A 20368-nucleotide genomic window follows, 5' to 3' on the forward strand; every position below is an offset into this window, starting at 1 on the left:
CGTGCGCTGCGGCAGCTGCGGCGGTGGCTCCTGTGGGCGGCGGCCTTAATCTTCATCCGGCTGGGTATTGCGGTATTCGCCGTCCTGGAAGAAGACCGTCGCGCTTTTACGCCGGGACAGGAGTAGTTTGCGCCACTGCTCTTCGAACTGTTGCAGCGGCGGGACGCTGGCACGGAGCTTTTTGCCGGTGAGCACGACCAGGCTGTTGTCGGTGCTGATGTCCAGGTGATCTTTTGGCTGGATGCCGCTTAGACCCAGTTGCCAGTCGTCCTCTTTACTGACCTTATATTTGAAGAAATAAACCAGGCCTCTTTTGTTTTTGAATTGCGCGGGCTGCTTGTCCACCATATGGATATCGGCGAATTCCGTATTACCATGGCCGGAGACCAGCAGGCTGCGGGCCATGTCTTCCTGGGTGCGGTAACGTTGGGGGAAGCGGTTGCCGCTGCCGATGGCGTTGAGGCCTTCAAAGAGTGGAGAGCGTGTCGCATCGCCGGCCGCCAGCGCAAGGAGGATGGAATCCGCGACGGGATGCTGATGACGCAAGAGCAGCAGGGATGTAGTCAGGCGCAGCTGAGGGTCGCGGCTTTGCAGCAATTTGTCGAAGAAATGCGCGATCGTCGGGTTGCGATCGTAGAAAGGCATCAGCAGGATGGCATACTCATCGAGTTCGTTACCGCCGGACTCGTCGCTGTCGGCGTCCGTGTTGTCATCGCCTTCCTCTTCTTTTTTCTGTAATCGCTTTTCGTCTTTTCCCTCCTGTTTTTTCCACTGGATCTTGGCGTCGAAATAGATCTGGCTGAACCAGGGTTCGTAGTCGGCGGCGTGCAGGTAGTTGCTGTCGACGAGGTTGGAAAGTAAGGATTGGATGTTGGGTTTATAGTCATCCACCGAGGCCAGCTGGAGCAGACCGGGGAAGAGGGTGCGGGCCAGGGCCAGGGAGTCGCCGATGTCGTGGAAGAGGTAAGTATATTCTGAAGAATTGTCGAACACCGGCGGGTCCTGGATCATCAGCTGCTTTAGCAGTTGGTAAGCCGGCGCTGTCTTGTGATGGGCCAGGGCCTTCAGGACGGCATTCTGCAGCAAGCTTGTGTCGCCTGCTCTTTCATAAATATGTTTCAATCCTGCAACGACTCCGGGGATAGCGACAGAATCGTTTATATAGCCCAATTCATTTATCAGCTTCGTTTTTGTCTCAAAATAGTCCTTCCCGTTGTAAGGAAGGTTTTCGATGGCGTCCAACAGCCGGGGGACGCCTGCGCGGCCATAGTATACATTAGGGATCGCCTCTTTCGCGCGTTTGGCAACGAGGGAGTCGGTACTATAGAAATCGCGGAAGAAGGCGTCCAGCTTGCTGTCGAACACGGAAGCACCGGATGGCTGATCGAGGGGCCGGAAAGTGGCGTAGAAGCGGCTGAGGAAGTCGCTGCTCACCTGCAGCGAGTCGGTGAGGGATACGATGCGGAAGAGGTGATTGCCTTTCAGGAAGATCCACATGTCGATGCGGCGGGTGGTATTGGTGTCGGTGAGCGTATAACGGTAGCCGGACTCATCGCCGTTGCGGTAGGGTTGTTTCTTGCTAAAAACGAGGTCGCGGCGGAGTTTTTTCTCGTTGGTCTCATCCTGCCAGAAGGCGCTGGTGTCCTTGGGGTAGTAATATTTGGGGAAGGATTCTACCGATACGTATACGGCTTCCCCGGTGGAGTCATCCTGGAAGAGGGCGGTCTTCGGGTGTGGCCAGTAGTTGTTATAGTCGGGAAGAGAGTTGAGGAATTCTTCGCTGGTAGCCCTTTCGAGGATGCCGCGCATCCCGGCGTCGACATCCGGAACCATAGGCGTAGTCACGCTGATGCGGATGAAGGTGTCCACATAACTGCGGAAGGAAGTATACCGGTAGGGCGTAAAGATCAGGGAACCGAAGAAGTTGCTGAACGACTTTTCCCTGCCACGGCTGTGGGCGCATAGCAGGTAGTAGTCGGCGCCGTGGAGGATGAACCGGGCCCGGAGGAAGGAGCCGTCCTTTTCCTGGTAGGTGGCGTCGAGGCAGGCGTGGCCGACAAAGACGCCGGGCTTGCGGGACAGCAGCTTATCGATAAATTCCGAGTTGCGGAAGCTTTCTTCCATCAGCGAGAGGTCGGCGGTATCTTCTTCCATGAATCGATAGTTCTGCACCGCCTTCTTCCAGACGAGGAAAGCGTCGCCGGTAGTGGTGTCGGTAGCTTCGTATTCCCAGCGGGTGATGCCGTCGCCGTTGGAGGTATTCTTATGCTGGGTGGGGGTATGCGGGAAGGCGATGCTGAAGCCGCCGCGGTCGGGGGTGAATGTCGCCCAGGCAGCGGATGTAGTGTTGCGAAGGCGTATGGAATTGAAGAACTGGTCGGCTTCGGATCCGTCGACATAGTTGTTGGTGCCGCTCATCTTGAAGACGTATACTTCGGACGTTGTGACCAGGATATTATAGCGCTGGATGTCGCCACGACGGGTGCGGGCGGTTATATCGAATCCTTTGCAGCCGTTGCGGTTGATTGCGGTCTTCTTCAATATCTTCCCGGGTATATTTTCATACAGCAGACTGTCTACCTTCTTCAGCACGATCTCCTCCTTTTGGCCCAGGAAGCTGCTATGGGTTTTTACGCGGGCGATCATATAATAGGCGCCGTTGCCCATATCGGCATATTGCCAGGAATCGGGGGTACGGCTGTCGGTGCGCCGGTAGAGCTTGCCCGGCAACTGGACGGAGAAGTCGCCGTCTTCAGACGTGAAAGGCGAGAAGGTGACGGGGACCTTTATGCGGTCGATATCGTCGCGGCGAGTGGCGTCCCTGTCAGGCATGATGACCGGACGAAGGACATAGCCCTTTTTGCGAAGTAATTCTATTACCCCACGTTTTCCGGGGAGGTGGGCGGCCCCTACCCCTACGAAGAGCGAGTGCCGTTGGACGATGCTGTCGATGGAGGCGGCCTGGATCTCATTGCGGCGATAGAGGAATTTCTCCATATAGGATTCGGAGGGCTCTATGAGCCTTTCGAGGGAGTCGAGGAGATCGAGATCGCCCTGGCGGTAGGCTTCCTGGGTTTTACGCTCGATGTCGTAAGCGGACTGGCCGTCGGTGTCGGGAGCCTTCTTCTTCCTGTCTTTCATCATGTCCTGGGCGGCTTCCATGACGAGGCGTTCGGTCTGGAAGTAATTTTCGACGCCGGTGGCCTGTTTGCCGAGCTTTTTGCCGGTTTGGTAGATATAGAGATCGAGATAGGTATCTTCTTCGAAGTCGGCCTGGGTGCGGTAGGTTCTGTATAGCAGGCCGTTGATGACGGTTGGCTCTTCGCTGAGGGCGAATTTTAGCTTGTCCTCATATTTCTCGAGCTGGAAGGATTTCTCGTTTATGAAGTCATTGGGAGCGCCCTGGGTGTAGAAGCGGAGGTTGGATTGGAGGTTCTCGAAGCGGAAGAGCTGGTCCTGCCAGAGTTGCGGATCGAGTTCGAGGGCGACTACTTCGGTGTTGCGGATGTCGAGGTAGAAGGAGTCGCTGAGGTGAAAGACGAGTTTGCTGCTGACATGCATCGTCCCGAAGAGATAGGAGGGCTTTTTCATGCCATTGCCGGTGATCTCCCACAAGAGGGCCGGATATTTCTTTTCCACCCTGCTTTGCGCGGGAAGAAACTGTGCGAGGAAGAGGAGAAATACGGTTGCTGCGGCACAAAACCTGAAGGGGGTAGATCTCATTATTACAAATTGCATAAAAGACGGCAATTAGGGAAAATTATTTTACCAGTGGGTGAGCAAATTTCAGGGGCCGTTTGCAACCGTCAGGATGAAGTGATTGTTGTTCTTCATGCGTGTCGATTGCGGCGGAGTAAAGGGGGCGGCTGAAAATTATATTTGGAAATGCTTACTTTTTGTCGTACCTTCGCCCGCTTGAAAAATCATGCCGTAACATGATAGCAGATCGGGTGCCGTAAGACCTGGTTTGTGCGGATGAGACTCTGAGTTCACAATACCCTTGCTGATATCATGTGTGAATAGTCGTGACCGGTGATTGACCAAGAAAAAGTAAAAAAATCAACATTCCACATGAAGTTATCCCAGTTCAAGTTTGATCTTCCTCTAAACCTCATTGCCCAGCACCCTGCGAAAAAAAGAGAAGACAGCCGAATGATGGTTGTACACCGCAAGACCGGCCAGATAGAGAACAAGCATTTCCGGGATATCCTCGACTATTTTGATGATAAAGACGTTTTCGTCGTTAATAACACCAAGGTTTTCCCCGCCCGGATGTATGGCCGTAAGGAGAAGACCGGGGCCAAGATAGAAGTTTTCCTGCTTCGTGAATTGAATAAGCCGAACCGGCTTTGGGATGTGATCGTCGATCCGGCGCGGAAGATCCGTGTCGGCAACAAGCTTTATTTCGGGGACAATGACGAATTAGTAGCCGAAGTCATCGATAATACGACCAGCCGGGGCCGGACCATCCGGTTCCTATGGGATGGCAATGACGAGGAATTCCGGCAGGTGCTGGAAGTGTTGGGTGAGACGCCGCTGCCCAAATATATCAAGCGCAAGCCTGACGAGGAAGACAAAGAGCGTTATCAGACGGTATACGCCAAGCATGAAGGGGCTGTTGCGGCGCCGACGGCAGGGCTGCATTTTAGCAAAGAGCTGATCAAGCGTTTGGAGATCAAGGGGGTACGCTTTTCCGAGATCACGCTGCATACGGGTCTTGGCACCTTCCGGCCCATCGAGGTGGAAGACCTGAGCAAGCACAAGATGGATGCGGAATACTACCGGATAGAAGAAGACGCCTGTAAGATAGTGAACAAGGCTCGGACGGGCGGTCACCGCATCTGTTCGATCGGGACGACGACCATGCGGGCTATTGAATCCTCTTTCACCGCGGAGAAATTATTAAAGCCTTCCGAAGGCTGGACCAATACATTTATTCACCCGCCTTATCAATTCAATATTGCCGACGCGCTGGTAACGAACTTCCATCTTCCCAAGACCAGCCTGTTGATCATGGTGTGTGCGTTTGCGGGGTACGATCTGGCGATGGAAGCGTACAGGAAGGCGATAAAGGATAAGTACAGGTTCTTCAGCTACGGTGATGCGATGCTGGTTTTATAAAATTAGCCCGGCCTGACGGCCGGGTTTTTTGTACATTGGGGGGACATATGAAAAAACTTCTTCTCGCCCTTCTTTTCTTTCCCTCTCTTATGTCCACAGCACAGCAGGAAATGCCCTTGTATGGCACAGACCCCATTCCCAATTCCCGCCCGGCAGCCAATGCCGAGACCATCGACTCTTCGGGGCGCCCCATCCGTTATTCGTATAGCAAGGTGAGCCGCCCTACCCTGACGGTGTGGCAGCCGCCAGCCGGCAAGCGGACGGGGACTGCGGTGATCGTTTGTCCGGGGGGCGGATATGTGCATCTGGCCATGACGCATGAAGGAACCCAGGTGGCCGCATGGCTCAACAGCCTCGGCATCACCGCCTTTGTGTTGAAATACCGGTTACCCGACGACGAAACGATGGTAGATAAAACTATTGGCCCTTTACAGGATGCGCAGCGGGCCATCCAGCTGGTACGGCAGCGCGCCGGGGAATGGGGGGTAAACCCGGGAAAGATAGGAATTCTCGGCTTTTCCGCGGGTGGGCATCTGGCTTCTACAGCCGGAACCCATTTCACCACTCCGGTGATCGCCAACCCTGCCGGGGTCTCATTGCGGCCGGATTTTATGGTATTGTTGTACCCGGTGATCAGTTTTGACGACAGCATAGGCCACCGGGGAAGCCGGGATAATCTCATCGGGAAGCAGCCTTCCCCCGAAGGGATAAAAAAGTTTTCCAACGAACTGCAGGTAACGGATCAGACGCCGCCTGCCTTCCTCGTACACGCAGAGGATGACAGGACGGTGCCCGTGATCAACAGCCTTGAATTTTATATCGCGCTGATGCGACACCGGGTTCCGGCGGAATTGCATGTCTATCCCAAGGGTGGCCATGGGTTTGGAATGCATAATCCTACGACAACCGATCAATGGCCGGACAGGTTGGTCAATTGGCTGACGGCCGGAGGGTGGCTGTAGCCTCCATTGGCCGGGGCGTGATGCCCGCGGAGCTATGGTATGTAGTCCAGCGGCAGAAGATTGGAGATCTTTTCGGTCTGGCTCCAGGAGCCCGATGTGATAAGAATCTCCTTTGACGGATAGTAATAACCATTCTCCTCTACCGTAATGGGTTGTGCGCTCATCAGGCGGATGCCGGACTGGCGGAAGCTGTCGATGCGGCTGGTGACGCCATAGGAGACGATGAGAGTGCCGTCGAAATACATGCCCTTACTCTGGTCGGCACGGGTGGTGATGAGGGTGTCGGGGGATACGCCGATGCGGCGTTGTATCGGGTCGGGCTGCCGGAGCACCTCCCAGAAATAATGCAGGGTGTCCATCGGGAAGAGCCCGGGTTTCTGAAAGTCGGGGCGGTAGATATTTTTGATGCGGCGCTTCTCTGCATTTGGTACGACTACGTTCTGCTGGATCAGGAAGCCTTCCCGGATGCTGTGGCCGGCGTAAAGACTCCGCATGAAGTGCATCATAGAGCCCTGGTAGGTGGTACGACGGTTGCGTATCCAGGTTTGTTTTTTCCCCTCATTCTTTGCGGTCTTTTCCCGGAAGAAGGGATACCCGTAGTAAGTGACGATATTGTTGTTGAAATCACTGACAAATTCCTGCAGATTATATTCCAGTGTGTAGCCGAGGGCATCGTTCTCGATCTCCAGGGGTTCGGTGGCGGTGACGCTGAGGCGGTTGCTCCTTTTATAGAAGTGAAACCGCAGCACTTCTTTGTTGAGGATAGAACAAGAAGACGCATTTGGTCCCATACCGATGAAATTGTTCCAGAAGAATTTCCCATATTTCCCCCAGCCGCGTTTTTCATAGGGTTCGACGGTGATGGCCGCGAGTTCGGTGGCCTGTGGCCGTAGTTTCAGGCGGAGCGACGCCGGCAGCCGGTTGCCGTTCACCTCCGTGATGGATGTGGCATAGCCGATGGCGGAGGCCACCAACTGATAGGTCCCCGGTGGCAGGGGTAAAAGGAAGGCGCCGTCATTTTTGGAGACGGTGCCTTTTGAAGTATTATTCAGATAGATACTGACCCCCGCCAGTGGTTTGCCGGTGATGGAGTCGGTTACGGTGCCGGAAAGCGTGCCGCCGGGCTGAGCGCTGCCGGAAATTTGGGCCAGCAGCAGCATGATAAGGTAGATCAGTCGTTTCATGGAGTTGTGCCATGAATATACGGCTTTTTACTCCAGCCCGAAGAGTCCCTTGTTCAGCAGCTGCAATGTCTGGGTCTTATACGCTGAGGGGATAAGCAACGAGACATTGTGCTTGCTGCCGCCATAGCTGACCATGCGAATCGGCACCGGGCTAAGCGCGGTGAAGAGCTTGCTCAGGATATCGGGTGTGCTGTTGAGGTTGTTGCCAACGATGGACACGATGGTATGGTTCTCTTCCACTTCGATGGTGCCGAAGGGTTCGAGTTCGCGGACGATGGCTTTGAGTTCGGCGGAGCTCTCGATGGTGATGGACACGGCCACCTCGGAAGTAGTGATCATGTCGATGGGAGTCCGGTATTTTTCAAAAACCTCGAAGATCTTGCGGAGGAACCCATAAGCCAGCAGCATCCGGCTGCTGCGGATGTTGATCGCAATGATGCCGTCTTTGGCGGCGATGGCTTTTACGCCTTCGGAGCCGGCTTCTTCGGTGATGAGGGTGCCCTTTGCCTCCGGCTGCATGGTGTTGAGCAGGCGCACCGGGATCTTATAGAACTGGGCGGGCCAGATGGAAGCGGGGTGGAGGATCTTGGCGCCGAAGTAGGCCAGCTCGGCAGCTTCTTCAAAGCTGAGCTGCTCGATAGCGACGGTCTTTTTGACGACGCGGGGGTCGTTGTTATGCATCCCATCGATGTCGGTCCAGATCTCGCAGACGCTGGCGGTGATAGCGGCGGCAATGAGGGAGGCGCTGTAGTCGCTACCGCCCCTCTTCAGGTTGTCCACTTCCCCGCGGGCGTTGCGGCAGATGTAACCCTGGGTGATAAATAGCGTCTTATCGCTGTGCTGACGGAGCAGCATGTCGAGCCGGTTTCTGATACTGTTGATCTGCGGTTCGTCATGGCTGTCGATGCTCATAAACTCGAGGGCGGGCAGGAGGAAGTGGTCGATGCCGTTCTCTTCGAGGAAAACGGAGAAAAGCTTGGTGGACAGCAGTTCGCCCTGGGCGAGGATATCTTTGCTCAGCGCTTCGCTGAAAGAGATTTTCAGGATGATGGTGAGAAATTCGAAGTGTTCGGCTACGATGGCCTTTGCCTTTGCCAGCGATGACGGCTTCTTGACCAGTTCGACAATGAAGGATTGGTAGTGCGCCTCCAATTTATCGATGAGTTCTTTAGCCTTTTCGCGTTGGCTGGAGGAAATGGCGTTGCCAATTTCAACAAGGGCATTGGTGGTTCCACTGAGGGCGCTGAGGACGACGATCTTCGATTCGGCATCGGCAGTGATCAATTGGCTCACCTGCCGCATCCTTTCGGGCTTACCGACGGAGGTGCCGCCGAATTTCATAACTTTCATTGTTGCCATACGATATTTTTCAGGACCGCAAAGATACGTGGCGGACGATTAGAAAATTTTAAAAAATGCACCCGCTGGTAGTGGCCGGGGAGAGGTCGGGATGGTGCCGCGGGTCAAGCCGGATCGGGGAAGGCGACCCCCAATTTTTCGGCGAGGCCTTTGAGATCATTGACCACGGCTGGCAGGAGTGGGATGCCGTGGGCCAGGCGTTCGGCCTCCATTTCACGTTCGGGGTCGCCCGGGATGAGGACGCTTTGATTCCCCGGAACGGGCGTGGCGCTGCGAAAGCGGCGGATCCAGTTATCCATGTGGTGTTTGAAGTCGGCGGCGGGGCGGAAGGCGTCGATACGCATGGCGCCAAAGAAATGGCCGATGCCTTTGCCGGGCATGCCGGTGGGCATGGGGACATAGGCGGGAAAGGGGGGCACCCAGGGGCCGTAGTTGGCGCCGCTGAGGACGGCCGAGAAGATATCGACGATGGCGCCGAGAGCATAGCCTTTGTGACTGCCATGGTCGCGGTCGCCGCCAAGTGGCAGGAGGGCGCCGCCGGTTTTCAGCTCATGCGGGTTGGTGGAAGGCCGGCCCTGGCTATCCTGGATCCAGCCGAGGGGGGCTTCTTCGTTCTTGCGCTGGAGTATCTCCAGTTTCCCGTTAGCAGCGGTGGTGGTGGCCAGGTCGGCGACGAAGGGGGGCTCTTCCCCTGCCGGGACGGCCACGCAGATGGGGTTGGTGCCGAGGAGGCGTTCGAGGGAGAAGGTAGGGGCGACGAGGGCGCTGGCATTGGTCATGGCGATGCCGATCATGTCCCGCTTCACTGCCTGGAGGGCATGATAGCCCGCGATGCCAAAATGATTCGAGTTTTGTACGCTTACCCAGCCGGTGCCGGCCAGGGCTGCTTTTTCGATGGCAACCTGCATCGCGAAGGGGGCTACGACGAGACCCAGCCCGCTGTCCCCGTCCACTACCGCGGTGGATGGCGTTTCGTGGATGATGGAGATCCTGGGCTTCGGGTTGGCCCTGCCCGCATCCCGGAGACGGACATAGCCGATGAGCCGGGCGACGCCATGGGAGTCGATGCCGCGCAGGTCGGCGCTGAGCAGGGCGACGGATGCAGTATGGGCATCGGTGTCGGAACAGCCGATCTTTTTAAAAATGTCGATGGTGAATGCGAGGAGACGAGGGTAGGCGAAAAGCATGTCCATATAATTTACAGCGGAGAGCAGCAAAAAGCCACCCTCCGGCTGTCTTGTCATTATATTATTGTAGTTTGCTTACTTCAGCGTTATAGAATTTTACCGTTGAGATCACGTCGGGGACATTATTATACCAGTTGTCCTCGCGTTCGATGGAGAACATGCCCTTGAAATGCTGGCGCTTCAATTCCTGGAAGATAGGCGTGAATTTGATGACGCCGGTTCCTACTACCCTGTCCATTGCCTTCGTATTTCCGGCGGAGTCGACATCCTTCAGATGGACACCATAGATATGCCCTTCGAGTTTCTGGAGGCATACTACGGGGTCCAGACCATTGCGTACCCAATGGCCAACGTCCGCACAGGAGCCGATGTGGCTATGGCCCTTGATAGCGGCGAGGACGGAGTCGGGGTGCCAATAGGGGTTGGGGCGGGGATGGTCGTGGATAGCGACGTTGATGCCATAGATGCCGGCAAGACTGTCTATCCCGTCCCATTGATCTTTCAGGGGTTCGGCGGTGATATAACTAAGCCCAAACTCCTTTGCCAGATCGAAGTACTGCTTCCATTCGGCGAGGGTCCGGGGCGAGATGACGCCCATGGCCACTATCTGTATCCCTTTGGTTTGTAACAGTTGTTTTATCTCAGCCTTGCTGGCGGCCGACATGCGGATGCCAAAGCTGTCTTTCATGTTCCCACCGAGAGGCTGACCTGGGAAAGCTTCTACATATTTCAGGCCGGCGCTGTCGACTTTGTCGAGTGCCTTTACAAAGGGGCCGGCAACATGGAAGGTCCATAACTGGACACCGATCTTCCAGTCTTTAGTGACGTTGGCAGTGGAGGAGTCGCCTGTGGCGGCGGTAGAATCTTTTGTTGCTGCATCGGAATTACCCGCAGAACTACCGCAGCCGGATAGGCCAAAAAGGGTAGCGAGGGATAGCAAGCAGCCGCAGAAAAGTTTTTTCATGATGCTTTGTTTTGTCTGGTCTGGAAAATAAAGCACTGAAATTAAGCGTTTTTTGCGACTCCTAGCGTGCTAAACACCTAACAACTGTATAGCATCTATATGCGTTTATATTTACATTTGATAAGCACAGAGTCAACATTTATTCACACAAAACTACATCTCTATGAGAAGGTTTCTATTCTTCTTATGCTGTTTTGCCTTGTTGATCGACCAGGTGACGGCACAAAATCACACCATTACAGGTACGGTAACAGATGCGAACGGGGTCCCCGTCGCAGGGGCGAGCGTATCGGTAAAAGGCACGAATCGCGGTACGAGTACCGGCACTGACGGCACTTTTACGGTGACGGCGCCTTCCACGGCAAAGACTCTCGTCATTTCAGCCGTGAATTTCGCCACCCAGGAAGTGGACGTTTCCGGGAAGACCACGGTAGGGACCATACAAATGAAACCGGGTACTCAGCAAAACCTCAATGAAGTGGTGGTGGTTGCTTATGGTACCCAGAAAAAGACCAACGTCACCGGATCGGTACAGACGGTGTCCGGGACGCTGGTTGCCGACAAACCCTTTACATCGGTAGACAAGGAATTACAAGGGGCTGTAGCCGGTCTGCAAGCATCTTCTACTTCCGGTGCGCCGGGCTCGGCGACGGACATCCGTATCAGGGGCATTGGGTCTATTTATGGCAGTGCAAGTCCTCTATGGGTGATTGACGGGGTGGTCGCTACGATAGCAGACCTTAGCGTCAATACGACCACGGCCAACCCGCTGAGCACGCTGAACCCGGATGATATTGAAAGCATCACTATCCTGAAGGATGCTGTTAGCACGGCGCCTTATGGCAGCCGCGGCGCCAATGGGGTTATCCTGGTGACGACGAAGAAGGGCAAGGCCGGGAAAAGCAAGATCAATGTTGTGGCCGAAGTGGGACAGAACAGCCGCGCCTTCGACCCTTCCAACAAGCCGTTGACGACCCCACAATACCAGCAGGTGCTGCGGGAATCGATCATCAACGCCCAGTTCGCCACCAACAATGCGCAGGCCGATGCCTTGATCACCAACCCCAATTTCATCGGCTTTCCGGCCAGCTGGACCAAGTACAACACCAACTGGTTGGACGCCGTAAGCCAGACGGGCAACCAAACCCAATTGAATATGAGTCTCAGCGGCGGCAGCGATAAGACCACCGTCTATGCATCCGCGGGATATTTCAACCAGAAGGGAACATCGATCGCTTCAGATTTTCAACGGTTTAGCGGATCGCTGGCGGTGACGCACAAGGCCAGTGACCGGTTTACGCTGACGGCCGATATCAATGCCAGCAACACTGCCCAGCATACCCCTGCCAATGGGGGCGCCTTCGCCAACCCCGTGCTGGCCAGCTTCTTCCTGATGCCCTGGTACACCCCAAGGAATCCCAACGGCTCTTTCCGGTATGGCGCCAGTGATACCCTTGGAGAATTTGGGCTCAACGGCGGCATCTTCAATCCGATAGTACAGGCGGCCTATAATGTCAACCTGGAACAACAAACGGCAGTGAGGGGCAATGCAACGGGTGAACTGAAGATCCTCGATAACCTGAAGGTGACGAGCCGGATGGCCGGGGAGTATATCGCCATCCAGGAAGACCAATACCGCAACCCCTTCTATGGCGATGGTTATGCCGATGGCGGGGATGCTTCGTCCAATTATACCCGGGTGTTTACGTACACCTGGTCGAACTTTGCCGACTGGCGGCAGAATATAAATAAGGATGGGGATGTATATTTCGATCTCAAAGGCGGGATCGAAGCGCTGGATACCAAATATTATACTCTGCAGGCGAGCGGTCACTCTTTTCCCAAAACACTCGCGCTGCAGTATCTCGCCAACACATCCACGCCGACCCTGGCCAGCGCCTGGCCCGAAGAAAATTCGCAGTTTTCGGAGTTTGCCATCGGCGATCTGAATTACAAGGACCGGTATATCCTCAGTGGGAGCTTCCGCCGGGATGAGTCTTCCGTCTTCGGGGTCAACAACCGTTGGGGCTCGTTCTATTCGGTGGGAGGTAGCTGGAATATCAATGAAGAGCAATTCATGAAGCAACAGAACCTGTTCAACCTGCTGAAACTGCGGGCTTCCTATGGACAAACGGGTAATGCCAATGGCTTTGGCCGGTATACGGCGCTGCCTACCTACGGCGGAACCTACTCCTATCAAGCCGTTACTTATGGCGGCAACTACAGCGGTCAACCCGGGCTGGTGCCCAACAATGTCGGCGACAGCAACCTCACCTGGGAGAAGAACAACTCCTTCAACATCGGATTGGACTTCGCGGTGCTGAAGAACCGCATCGATGGAACCATCGAATACTATCACCGGGAAACGACCAGCCTTTTGTCGCCGGTGCCCTTCTCGCTCACCAGCGGTTTTAGCAGCCAGAATGAGAATATCGGCAGCGTCGTAAACAAGGGTATAGAAGTAACGATCAATGCCCGCCCGGTGGTTACCCGGGACTTCACCTGGCAGATCGGCTTTAACATCGCCCATAATATCAACCGGGTGACGGCCCTGTACCAGAATAAGCCCATTCCCTTTGGTGATTTCAACTATACGGTGGGACACGATCTGCAGGAATTCTACCTGCAACAGTGGGCCGGGGTGAATACACAAACCGGGGCTCCCCAGTGGTATACCGACGGGACGAAGAAGCAGATCACCGGCGGCTATGACAGCGCTGGCCTTGCGCTGAACCATTCCGCCTCCCCGTCCGTCTATGGCGGCCTCACCAATACGTTTACGTATAAAGGCTTGAGCCTGGACTTCCAGTTCTACTACAATTTCGGGAACTATATTTTCGACAGCTGGTATAATTACTACAACAGCGACGGCCAGTACTACGGCGTCCTTAACCAATTCACCACCCAGCTCAACGCCTGGAAGAAGCCGGGAGACAAGACGGATGTACCGCAATTGCTCATCGGTGGGAACAACCTGTCCAACAGTCCATCTACCCGTTGGTTGTACAAGGGAGATTTCATCCGCCTGCGAAATCTCCAGCTGAGCTATAATCTGCCCGCAGACCTTATGAAAAAAGCGAAGCTGGGCAGTATCAGCATCTATATCCGGGGGACGAACCTGTTGACTTTTGGAACGGACAAGAACCTGCCGTTTGACCCGGAATCGGGCATCAACAGTACGACCAATCTTGAAGTGCTGATCCCGAAAACATTTGCCGGCGGCATCAAGGTCGGATTCTAGACTTGTACCTATTCCTAAAAAATGAAAATCACGATCATGAATAACGCATTTCTTTATAAACATCTCCTCATCGTCCTTGCGGCGGGTACGATACTGGGGTCCTGTTCGAAGTCTTTTGTTACCAAGACGCCGTCCAACAATTTGCCTACCCCGGATGCGCTTAATTCGGCGAGCGCCCTTCAGAGCGACCTCAACGGGACGTATGCCGAGATCAGGAATGTCGATCAGTTCGGCCGCGACTTCCTGGTGATCGGCGACCTGATGGCTGACAATACTTTTGTAGAGGCCCGGAATTCCGGCCGTTATCTTTATCAGTATGCGGATGCCATACCGGTGACCGACCAGGTAACCCGGGATATGTGGGGGGAAAGCTATACCGGCATCCTTCGGTGCAACAATATCATCGATGCCAATGTCAGCGGCACCGACGCCATAAAGGCCCAGGCCTATGCCATCCGCGCCCTGCTTTATTTCAAACTGGTGAACATCTGGGCTACGCCGTATACGTCCGACAGCAGCGCGATGGGCGTTCCCCTGGTGTTGCATTACAATGTCACGGCAACACCCGCCCGCAGTTCGGTAGGGGCGGTCTACCGGCAGATCGTTAGCGATCTGACCAAGGCCTTCGCTACGGCGCCGGCTTATGTCAATTCGGTGACGCTGAGCAAATATGCCATCGAGGGGCTGCTTGCCCGGGTGTATATGTATATGGGCGACTATACGGACGCGCTTACCGCGGCGAAGGATGTGATCAATAATGGCCCTTTCACCCTCGTGTCGGCTAACAGCTTCCTGAGCTTCTGGGCCAACCCCGGGGTTCATACCGATGCGGTGGAAGTGATGTTCGAGATCGACTGCGACCCGGTGAACAACAACGCGTTTGACGACCTTGGCGCCATCTATATCAACGGCTACCAGGATATCTACTGTTCTTCGCAATTAGCAGGCCTGTTCGACTCTACTGATGTGCGGCTCTTTCTGCTGATACAGGGCACTACCAAAAGCGGGGCGCTGGCCTACCTCGTGAACAAGTTCCCGAACGCACAAAACAACGACCGGGACAACCTGAAGGTCATCCGGCTGGCAGAAGTCTACCTCATCGCCGCGGAGTCAGCCGCGAGATTGGGCCAGACCACCGCCGCACAGGGTTATGTCAACAGCGTCGCGCAGACAAGGGATGGCGCCTTTGGCGGGTATACCGATAGCGGCCCGGCGCTGATCGCCGATATTGTGCAAGAGCGGCGCAAGGAGCTCGCTTTTGAAGGAGATCGGTTGTTCGACATGAACCGGCTTGGATTGCCTATCAACCGGGCCACGAATAATGGATCTGTGGCGCAGGGTAATGGCCTGAGCATCGCCTATCCGAACGATTATCGCATTTCGCCTCTTCCGCAGCAGGAGCTGCTGGCGAATCCGAATATTGCGAAGCAGCAGAATCCGGGGTACTAGCGTTCCACAGAGTCTTACATAAACGCAAGAGCCGCTCATCAGGGCGGCTTTTGTAATTTCGTGAAATGAAGCATTTACTTGGGTTGGTACTGTTAGTGACGGCGGCGCAGGCATTGGCGCAGACCCCGCGGGAGGATATCCATACCGATTTCGTGTTGTACAACCGGCGGGTGGCGTTGGAGAAAGACCTGCGTGACAGGGTCGTCGCCAAACATTTTTCGACGCCGCTGGACAGTAACTCGGAGGATGGTTACCTGTCCGGGTGTTGGGCCGTAGAGCAATTCCTTTTTGACTCGCCGGTGGTGATGCAGGGGTTCGACCATTTGTTTGCGGGCTACGACCAGCTCTCCTATGATACGAAGCGGGCCTTGCTGGAGGCCGTGTACGCAGTTGCGCCTCTCCGTTATCAGCAGCAGGTGGGCGCCGTGTTGGCGAAGGAAGCAGATGCCCGCCTCTTTGCGTTGTGCGCCGTTTATCTCTATCGGGCGGACAGGAGTGTGGAGCATGCGAATACGTTGAAGATAAAGATGGTTGAACAGTTTCCCGGCTATGACACAGTGGCCGTTCTGCGGGAATTGCAGGACTATCTGAGTTTTGTACGACCCAAGATGCCGGCCATCGGGGAATTGTTTGCTTACCGCGGGGCGACGGGTGTCAAGACGATCTATTCCTTCCAGCGATGGCACCGGGATTATCCGGGTCTGGCCATCGTCCAGAATGCGGATGGCAGTTTTGTGCGCGACGGCAACGGGCGGTTGCAGGTGTTCGAGCAATTAGCACGATCGGGACCGGGGCTGCCATACTTCCTCACCAATGGGAATACCCCGCAGGGAGTGTACAGTATCCAGGGGACGGCGGTGTCAGGAACGAACTACATCGGTCCGACCCCGAACCTGCAAATGCTGTTGCCCGGAGAGGGGAAATGGAGTGCTTATTTTCATGATGTGGATACAGCGGCGGGTGAGGCAGGACACTCCGCGACGGGTGAAGATTCACTACAGCGATACCGGGCATTGCTGCCGCCGGAATGGCGGGACTATTCGCCGATGATGGAAGCCTGGGCGGCGGGGGCCATCGGCCGGACGGAGATCATCGCCCATGGGACGACCATCGATCCGGACTATTTCAAAGGGCGGCCATTTTATCCCCTGACGCCGACGATGGGCTGTCTCTGTGCCAAGGAATTGTGGAACCCGACGACGGGGCATTTGCTGGTGAGCGAGCAGAACAACCTCGTGAACGCCTTTTTATCTACGCCGGGACAGAAGGGATTTCTCATCGTTATCAATGTGGATGATCAGCAGAAGGCAGTGAGCCGGGAGGAAATTGAAACCTTTATTAACAAAAACCCCCGGCGTTAGCCGGGGGGTAACAACTCTTAGAAAGGAAGATCATCGATTGGCTCGGTGATGTCGCCTGCTGAGGGAACCCTCGTTGCGCCGGCCGGAGAAGAAGCGTATCCTTCGGAGCCACCGGAATAGCCGCCACCCCCTTCGGAGCCTCTGCTCCCCAGCAGTTGGACGGTTTGTACGCGCAGGGTCAGGGAGACGCCCGTCGTTCCGTCGTTCTTGGGATAGGTTCTTACTTCAGGAGTGCCTTCAGCATATACCTGGGTGCCTTTTTTGAGATAGGGGGCAATTCCCGTTCTATCTGTCCAGTATGCACATTCCACCCAAATCGTTTTATCTTTCTGATTGCCCTGGGCATCGCGGAATTTCTCGGTGTGCGCCACGTTGAAATTAATCACGTTCTTTCCATTCACCATATTGGTGACACAGTCTTTTCCCAGGTTGCCGATTACTTGGAGCTTAATCATATATATAAAGTTTGTCTAAGGGCCCAATTTACAGCTTTTATGGGTGGGAGGCGGCAAAGTTATCCGAAAGTTACGCACGGAGGCGGAGCGCCAATGGCTCAATGGGGATGACCGGTGGCGGCCGGGGGAGCGTCAACGGCTCAATCCGGGACGACCGGCAGGGCGAAAACCAGCAGGTTTAGTAACTTTAGGGGAGAGCCCTTCCAGGGTGTACATGAGAAGAATTCTGGTCATATCAGTGTTGTTGCTTGCCGGGACGGTGAGGTCATGGGCCACACCGGGAGACTCTGCCGTGTACAAGCGGATCGACAGCCTTAACGAAAAGGCCGTCAGGTGGGTACGGTTTGATAAATGGGGAATGCCGATGGACACGAGCAACTGCTATGCCGTAGAAGCTTTGCGCGAGTCCAGAAAAATAGGTTATACGCATGGCATCGCCCAGGCCCTGGCCTGCCAGGCATTTGTTATGAATATGCATGCCAATGATTTCCCGCGGGCCGAGCAGCTGGCACGGGAGTCGTTGGAATGGTATGACCAGACGGATGACAAAAAAGGGATCACACTGGCGCACTATGTGCTGGGTTTTGCCCTTTTTGCGCAGAGCCGGTTTGACGAAGCCCTGCGGCATTATGATCTGGCAATAGCATATGCCAACCGGTCGGGTGCAAAGCTGGAAGCGATCTACATGCTAACGCTGGAGGGGGAGGCCTATCGGGAGAGAGGCGATTACGAGAAAGCCTTCGACATCCTGCGCCATGCGGCCCGGTGGGCCGAGACCATCCATGTACCCGACGTGGCAAAAAAGCAATACCTGTCGCTGGCAGGGTTGTTCATACAGATAGAGGACTACAGTACGGCAGAAAGATATTTTCACCTGGGGTTGGGCGGGAAAGGGCCGGGCCAGACGGATTATTGGGATCTGATGGTTTATGCCGAACTGCTGACGCGACAGCACAAATTCGACAGCGCCCTGTATTATTATGGAAAATTCGACAGTGCGCACCTGGCGCCGACAATACTCCGAAGCTACCTGGTGAGCAAGGGAGAGTACTATCTCTATCGATCGGAGTATGCGACGGCCCTGCCCTATCTGTTAAAGAGTCTTGCCTATCAGCGACAGATGAACGATCGCAACCAGATGATGCGCTGTCTGCAGGATATCTCGCGCACGTATTATGGGCTGCACCGGGATGCGGATGCATTCCGCTATGCGCGGGAAGGGTTGCAGATAGCGATACAGACGGATGCCCGCCAGAATATCCGGGACGGGTGCCAGCAGCTCTATCTCCTGCACGACCGGGAAGGGCGGACGGACAGCGCCTACGCCTACTATCGCCGGTACATCGTCTTGAAAGATAGTGTGCTGAATGACCAGACCAAGGGGAAGTTTGCGTCCTATGACTATGAGCAGCAAATAAAACTGCAGAATAAGGAGAAACAACTGCTGGAGGTCTGTCTGCGGGAGGAGATGCTGACCAAGAACCTGCTGATCCTGGGCATCTTTGTGCTCCTCCTGCTGAGCCTGGTCTATGTCTGGATCATCCGGCTCAAGCGGAGGAATGAGGCCCATCGCCGCAAACGGGCCGAGGACGAGCTGGAGATACAGCGGCTGGAGGGAGAACGTTCGAAGGCGGCATTGCAGCAACGCGCCAAGGAGCTGGAAGTACAGGCATTGCGCTCGCAGATGAACCCGCATTTCATCTTCAACTGTCTCAACGCCATCAACCGGTTTATCCTTGGGCATGAGACGGAGGCCGCGTCCGATTACCTTACGAAATTCTCCCGGCTGATGCGCATGATCATGAACCATTCGCGTCACAGCACGATCACCCTTGCCGATGAGATAGAAGTATTGCAGCTTTACCTGGATATGGAGCGGCTACGGTTCAAGGATGCTTTCGACTACCGCATCGATGTGGAGGAAGACCTGGACACCGAAGATATCCGTATCCCGCCGCTGCTGATACAGCCCTTTGTCGAGAATGCCGTGTGGCATGGGCTGATGCATAAGGAAGAGCGGGGTTTCCTGTCGATCCGCATGCGGTTGAAGGACGGTGCGCTCACCTGTATCATTCGGGACAATGGCATCGGGCGGAAGCAGGCGGGGCTGCTGAAGAGTAAATCTGCGGAGAAACATAAATCGATGGGGTTGCAGATAACGGCCGAACGCATGGCCCTGTTGACGGGCTCCGGGGAGATGCAACATTTTTTCCAGATAGACGACCTTTATGAGGACACGGGTCTTCCCGCCGGGACACAGGTGACCCTGACAATAAAGATCGATCAGCTCGCAGAAGAGCCGGTAAAACCTATCTCATGATCAAAGCAATCATTGTAGACGACGAGCCCTATTGTTGTGAGACCCTTTCCATTCTGCTGGCCCGGTACTGCCCGCAGGTGGAGGTGGCCGGGGTATTTCATTCGGGACACCAGGCCCTGGAGTCCATTCGGGAACAAAAACCCCAGTTGCTGTTTCTCGACATCGAGATGCCGCGGATGAACGGTTTCGAATTGCTGGAGAAGGTGAAAGACCTGAATTTCGAGCTCATCTTTACGACGAGCTATGATCAATATGCCATAAAGGCGATCCGCTTCAGCGCGTTGGACTATCTTTTGAAGCCCATCGACCGCGAAGAGCTGCAGTTGTCCATACAGAAGGCAGAGCAGCGCTTGCAGGCTCCCCTTCCCCAGCAGATAGACCTGCTTCTGCAGAAGTTGGCCAGTCCCACCGGTCTTTTTAGCAAGATCGCGATCCCGACCATGGAAGGGTTGCAGATGGTGGCGGTGGACACCATCGTCCATTGCGTCTCCGATAGCAATTACACGATACTGACGTTGAAAGACCGCCAGAAGGTGGTGGCGTCGCGCACCTTAAAAGAAATAGAAGAGCTGCTGGAAGACTATAGTTTTTTGCGCGTCCATCATTCCAATCTTGTCAATTTGAATGAAGTGAACAAGTATATAAAGGGCGAGGGCGGTTATCTTGTCATGTCTGATGGGTCGTCTATCAACGTCAGCCGCAGCAGAAAAGAAGGATTGTTAAAGCGCCTGCAACCAAACAGACCTTAATCGCCAACTACTCACC

General features: G+C 54.9%; 13 protein-coding genes. 7 read left to right on the plus strand and 6 right to left on the minus strand.

Features of this window, described 5'->3' with window-relative positions:
* Positions 1 to 45: 45 nt before the first annotated feature.
* Complete coding sequence (locus IEY39_RS15075; RefSeq protein ID WP_188932977.1) at positions 46 to 3723, minus strand: TraB/GumN family protein; 3678 nt, start codon at positions 3721 to 3723, stop codon at positions 46 to 48.
* 348 nt (positions 3724 to 4071) lie between these two features.
* Here IEY39_RS15075 and queA point away from each other — a divergent pair, with 348 nt between their 5' ends.
* Together queA and IEY39_RS15085 are read left to right on the plus strand one after the other, a co-directional pair.
* The gene (queA, locus tag IEY39_RS15080) at positions 4072 to 5121 is read left to right on the plus strand and encodes a tRNA preQ1(34) S-adenosylmethionine ribosyltransferase-isomerase QueA (protein ID WP_188932979.1); all 1050 of its coding nucleotides are present in this window, start codon (positions 4072 to 4074) and stop codon (positions 5119 to 5121) included.
* 47 nt (positions 5122 to 5168) lie between these two features.
* Positions 5169 to 6083, plus strand: coding sequence for an alpha/beta hydrolase (locus tag IEY39_RS15085; protein WP_188932981.1), 915 nt, complete (start codon positions 5169 to 5171; stop codon positions 6081 to 6083).
* A gap of 32 nt (positions 6084 to 6115) precedes the next feature.
* Here IEY39_RS15085 and IEY39_RS15090 read toward each other — a convergent pair whose 3' ends face one another.
* The 4 genes from IEY39_RS15090 to IEY39_RS15105 form a co-directional block, all read right to left on the minus strand.
* Positions 6116 to 7267 (minus strand): carboxypeptidase-like regulatory domain-containing protein, encoded by a 1152-nt coding sequence (locus IEY39_RS15090; protein ID WP_188932983.1) that lies wholly within the window; start codon positions 7265 to 7267, stop codon positions 6116 to 6118.
* A gap of 27 nt (positions 7268 to 7294) precedes the next feature.
* Positions 7295 to 8617 carry an aspartate kinase gene (locus tag IEY39_RS15095; protein WP_188932985.1) on the minus strand — a complete coding sequence of 441 codons (1323 nt, stop codon included), beginning with the start codon at positions 8615 to 8617 and terminating at the stop codon, positions 7295 to 7297.
* 113 nt (positions 8618 to 8730) lie between these two features.
* On the minus strand, positions 8731 to 9870 hold the full coding sequence (locus IEY39_RS15100) for an Ldh family oxidoreductase (RefSeq protein ID WP_229688921.1): 1140 nt from the start codon (positions 9868 to 9870) through the stop codon (positions 8731 to 8733).
* A gap of 4 nt (positions 9871 to 9874) precedes the next feature.
* Entirely contained in the window at positions 9875 to 10777 is a 903-nt protein-coding gene (locus IEY39_RS15105) for a sugar phosphate isomerase/epimerase family protein (protein ID WP_188932987.1), read from the minus strand.
* A gap of 163 nt (positions 10778 to 10940) precedes the next feature.
* Here IEY39_RS15105 and IEY39_RS15110 point away from each other — a divergent pair, with 163 nt between their 5' ends.
* From IEY39_RS15110 to IEY39_RS15120, 3 genes are all read left to right on the plus strand, one after another.
* Positions 10941 to 14018 (plus strand): SusC/RagA family TonB-linked outer membrane protein, encoded by a 3078-nt coding sequence (locus IEY39_RS15110; protein ID WP_188932989.1) that lies wholly within the window; start codon positions 10941 to 10943, stop codon positions 14016 to 14018.
* Between the two features lie 36 nt (positions 14019 to 14054).
* Positions 14055 to 15467, plus strand: coding sequence for a RagB/SusD family nutrient uptake outer membrane protein (locus tag IEY39_RS15115; RefSeq protein ID WP_188932991.1), 1413 nt, complete (start codon positions 14055 to 14057; stop codon positions 15465 to 15467).
* A gap of 65 nt (positions 15468 to 15532) precedes the next feature.
* Positions 15533 to 16828, plus strand: a complete 1296-nt coding sequence (locus IEY39_RS15120; RefSeq protein ID WP_188932993.1) for a hypothetical protein — start codon at positions 15533 to 15535, stop codon at positions 16826 to 16828.
* A gap of 17 nt (positions 16829 to 16845) precedes the next feature.
* Here IEY39_RS15120 and IEY39_RS15125 read toward each other — a convergent pair whose 3' ends face one another.
* Entirely contained in the window at positions 16846 to 17283 is a 438-nt protein-coding gene (locus IEY39_RS15125; protein WP_188932995.1) for a single-stranded DNA-binding protein, read from the minus strand.
* 214 nt (positions 17284 to 17497) lie between these two features.
* On the opposite strand from IEY39_RS15125, the gene IEY39_RS15130 reads away from it, so the two are divergent.
* Together IEY39_RS15130 and IEY39_RS15135 are read left to right on the plus strand one after the other, a co-directional pair.
* Positions 17498 to 19603 carry a tetratricopeptide repeat-containing sensor histidine kinase gene (locus IEY39_RS15130; RefSeq protein WP_188932997.1) on the plus strand — a complete coding sequence of 702 codons (2106 nt, stop codon included), beginning with the start codon at positions 17498 to 17500 and terminating at the stop codon, positions 19601 to 19603.
* Entirely contained in the window at positions 19600 to 20352 is a 753-nt protein-coding gene (locus IEY39_RS15135; protein WP_188932999.1) for a LytR/AlgR family response regulator transcription factor, read from the plus strand. The genes IEY39_RS15130 and IEY39_RS15135 overlap by 4 nt, the downstream gene beginning before the upstream one ends.
* The last annotated feature ends 16 nt before the right edge of the window (positions 20353 to 20368 follow it).

The sequence above is a fragment of the Puia dinghuensis genome (assembly GCF_014642875.1).
Taxonomy (GTDB): Bacteria; Bacteroidota; Bacteroidia; order Chitinophagales; family Chitinophagaceae; genus Puia; species Puia dinghuensis.

What these genes read in the sequence shown, in the direction of transcription:
- IEY39_RS15100 (WP_229688921.1), bottom strand. Translation starts at nt 9,870, where the DNA reads ATGACAAGACAGCCGGAGGGTGGCTTTTTGCTGCTCTCCGCTGTAAAT.
- IEY39_RS15085 (WP_188932981.1), top strand. Translation starts at nt 5,169, where the DNA reads ATGAAAAAACTTCTTCTCGCCCTTCTTTTCTTTCCCTCTCTTATGTCC.
- IEY39_RS15135 (WP_188932999.1), top strand. Translation starts at nt 19,600, where the DNA reads ATGATCAAAGCAATCATTGTAGACGACGAGCCCTATTGTTGTGAGACC.
- IEY39_RS15075 (WP_188932977.1), bottom strand. Translation starts at nt 3,723, where the DNA reads ATGAGATCTACCCCCTTCAGGTTTTGTGCCGCAGCAACCGTATTTCTC.
- IEY39_RS15090 (WP_188932983.1), bottom strand. Translation starts at nt 7,267, where the DNA reads ATGAAACGACTGATCTACCTTATCATGCTGCTGCTGGCCCAAATTTCC.
- IEY39_RS15125 (WP_188932995.1), bottom strand. Translation starts at nt 17,283, where the DNA reads ATGATTAAGCTCCAAGTAATCGGCAACCTGGGAAAAGACTGTGTCACC.
- IEY39_RS15105 (WP_188932987.1), bottom strand. Translation starts at nt 10,777, where the DNA reads ATGAAAAAACTTTTCTGCGGCTGCTTGCTATCCCTCGCTACCCTTTTT.
- IEY39_RS15130 (WP_188932997.1), top strand. Translation starts at nt 17,498, where the DNA reads ATGAGAAGAATTCTGGTCATATCAGTGTTGTTGCTTGCCGGGACGGTG.
- IEY39_RS15120 (WP_188932993.1), top strand. Translation starts at nt 15,533, where the DNA reads ATGAAGCATTTACTTGGGTTGGTACTGTTAGTGACGGCGGCGCAGGCA.
- IEY39_RS15110 (WP_188932989.1), top strand. Translation starts at nt 10,941, where the DNA reads ATGAGAAGGTTTCTATTCTTCTTATGCTGTTTTGCCTTGTTGATCGAC.
- queA (WP_188932979.1), top strand. Translation starts at nt 4,072, where the DNA reads ATGAAGTTATCCCAGTTCAAGTTTGATCTTCCTCTAAACCTCATTGCC.
- IEY39_RS15095 (WP_188932985.1), bottom strand. Translation starts at nt 8,617, where the DNA reads ATGAAAGTTATGAAATTCGGCGGCACCTCCGTCGGTAAGCCCGAAAGG.
- IEY39_RS15115 (WP_188932991.1), top strand. Translation starts at nt 14,055, where the DNA reads ATGAATAACGCATTTCTTTATAAACATCTCCTCATCGTCCTTGCGGCG.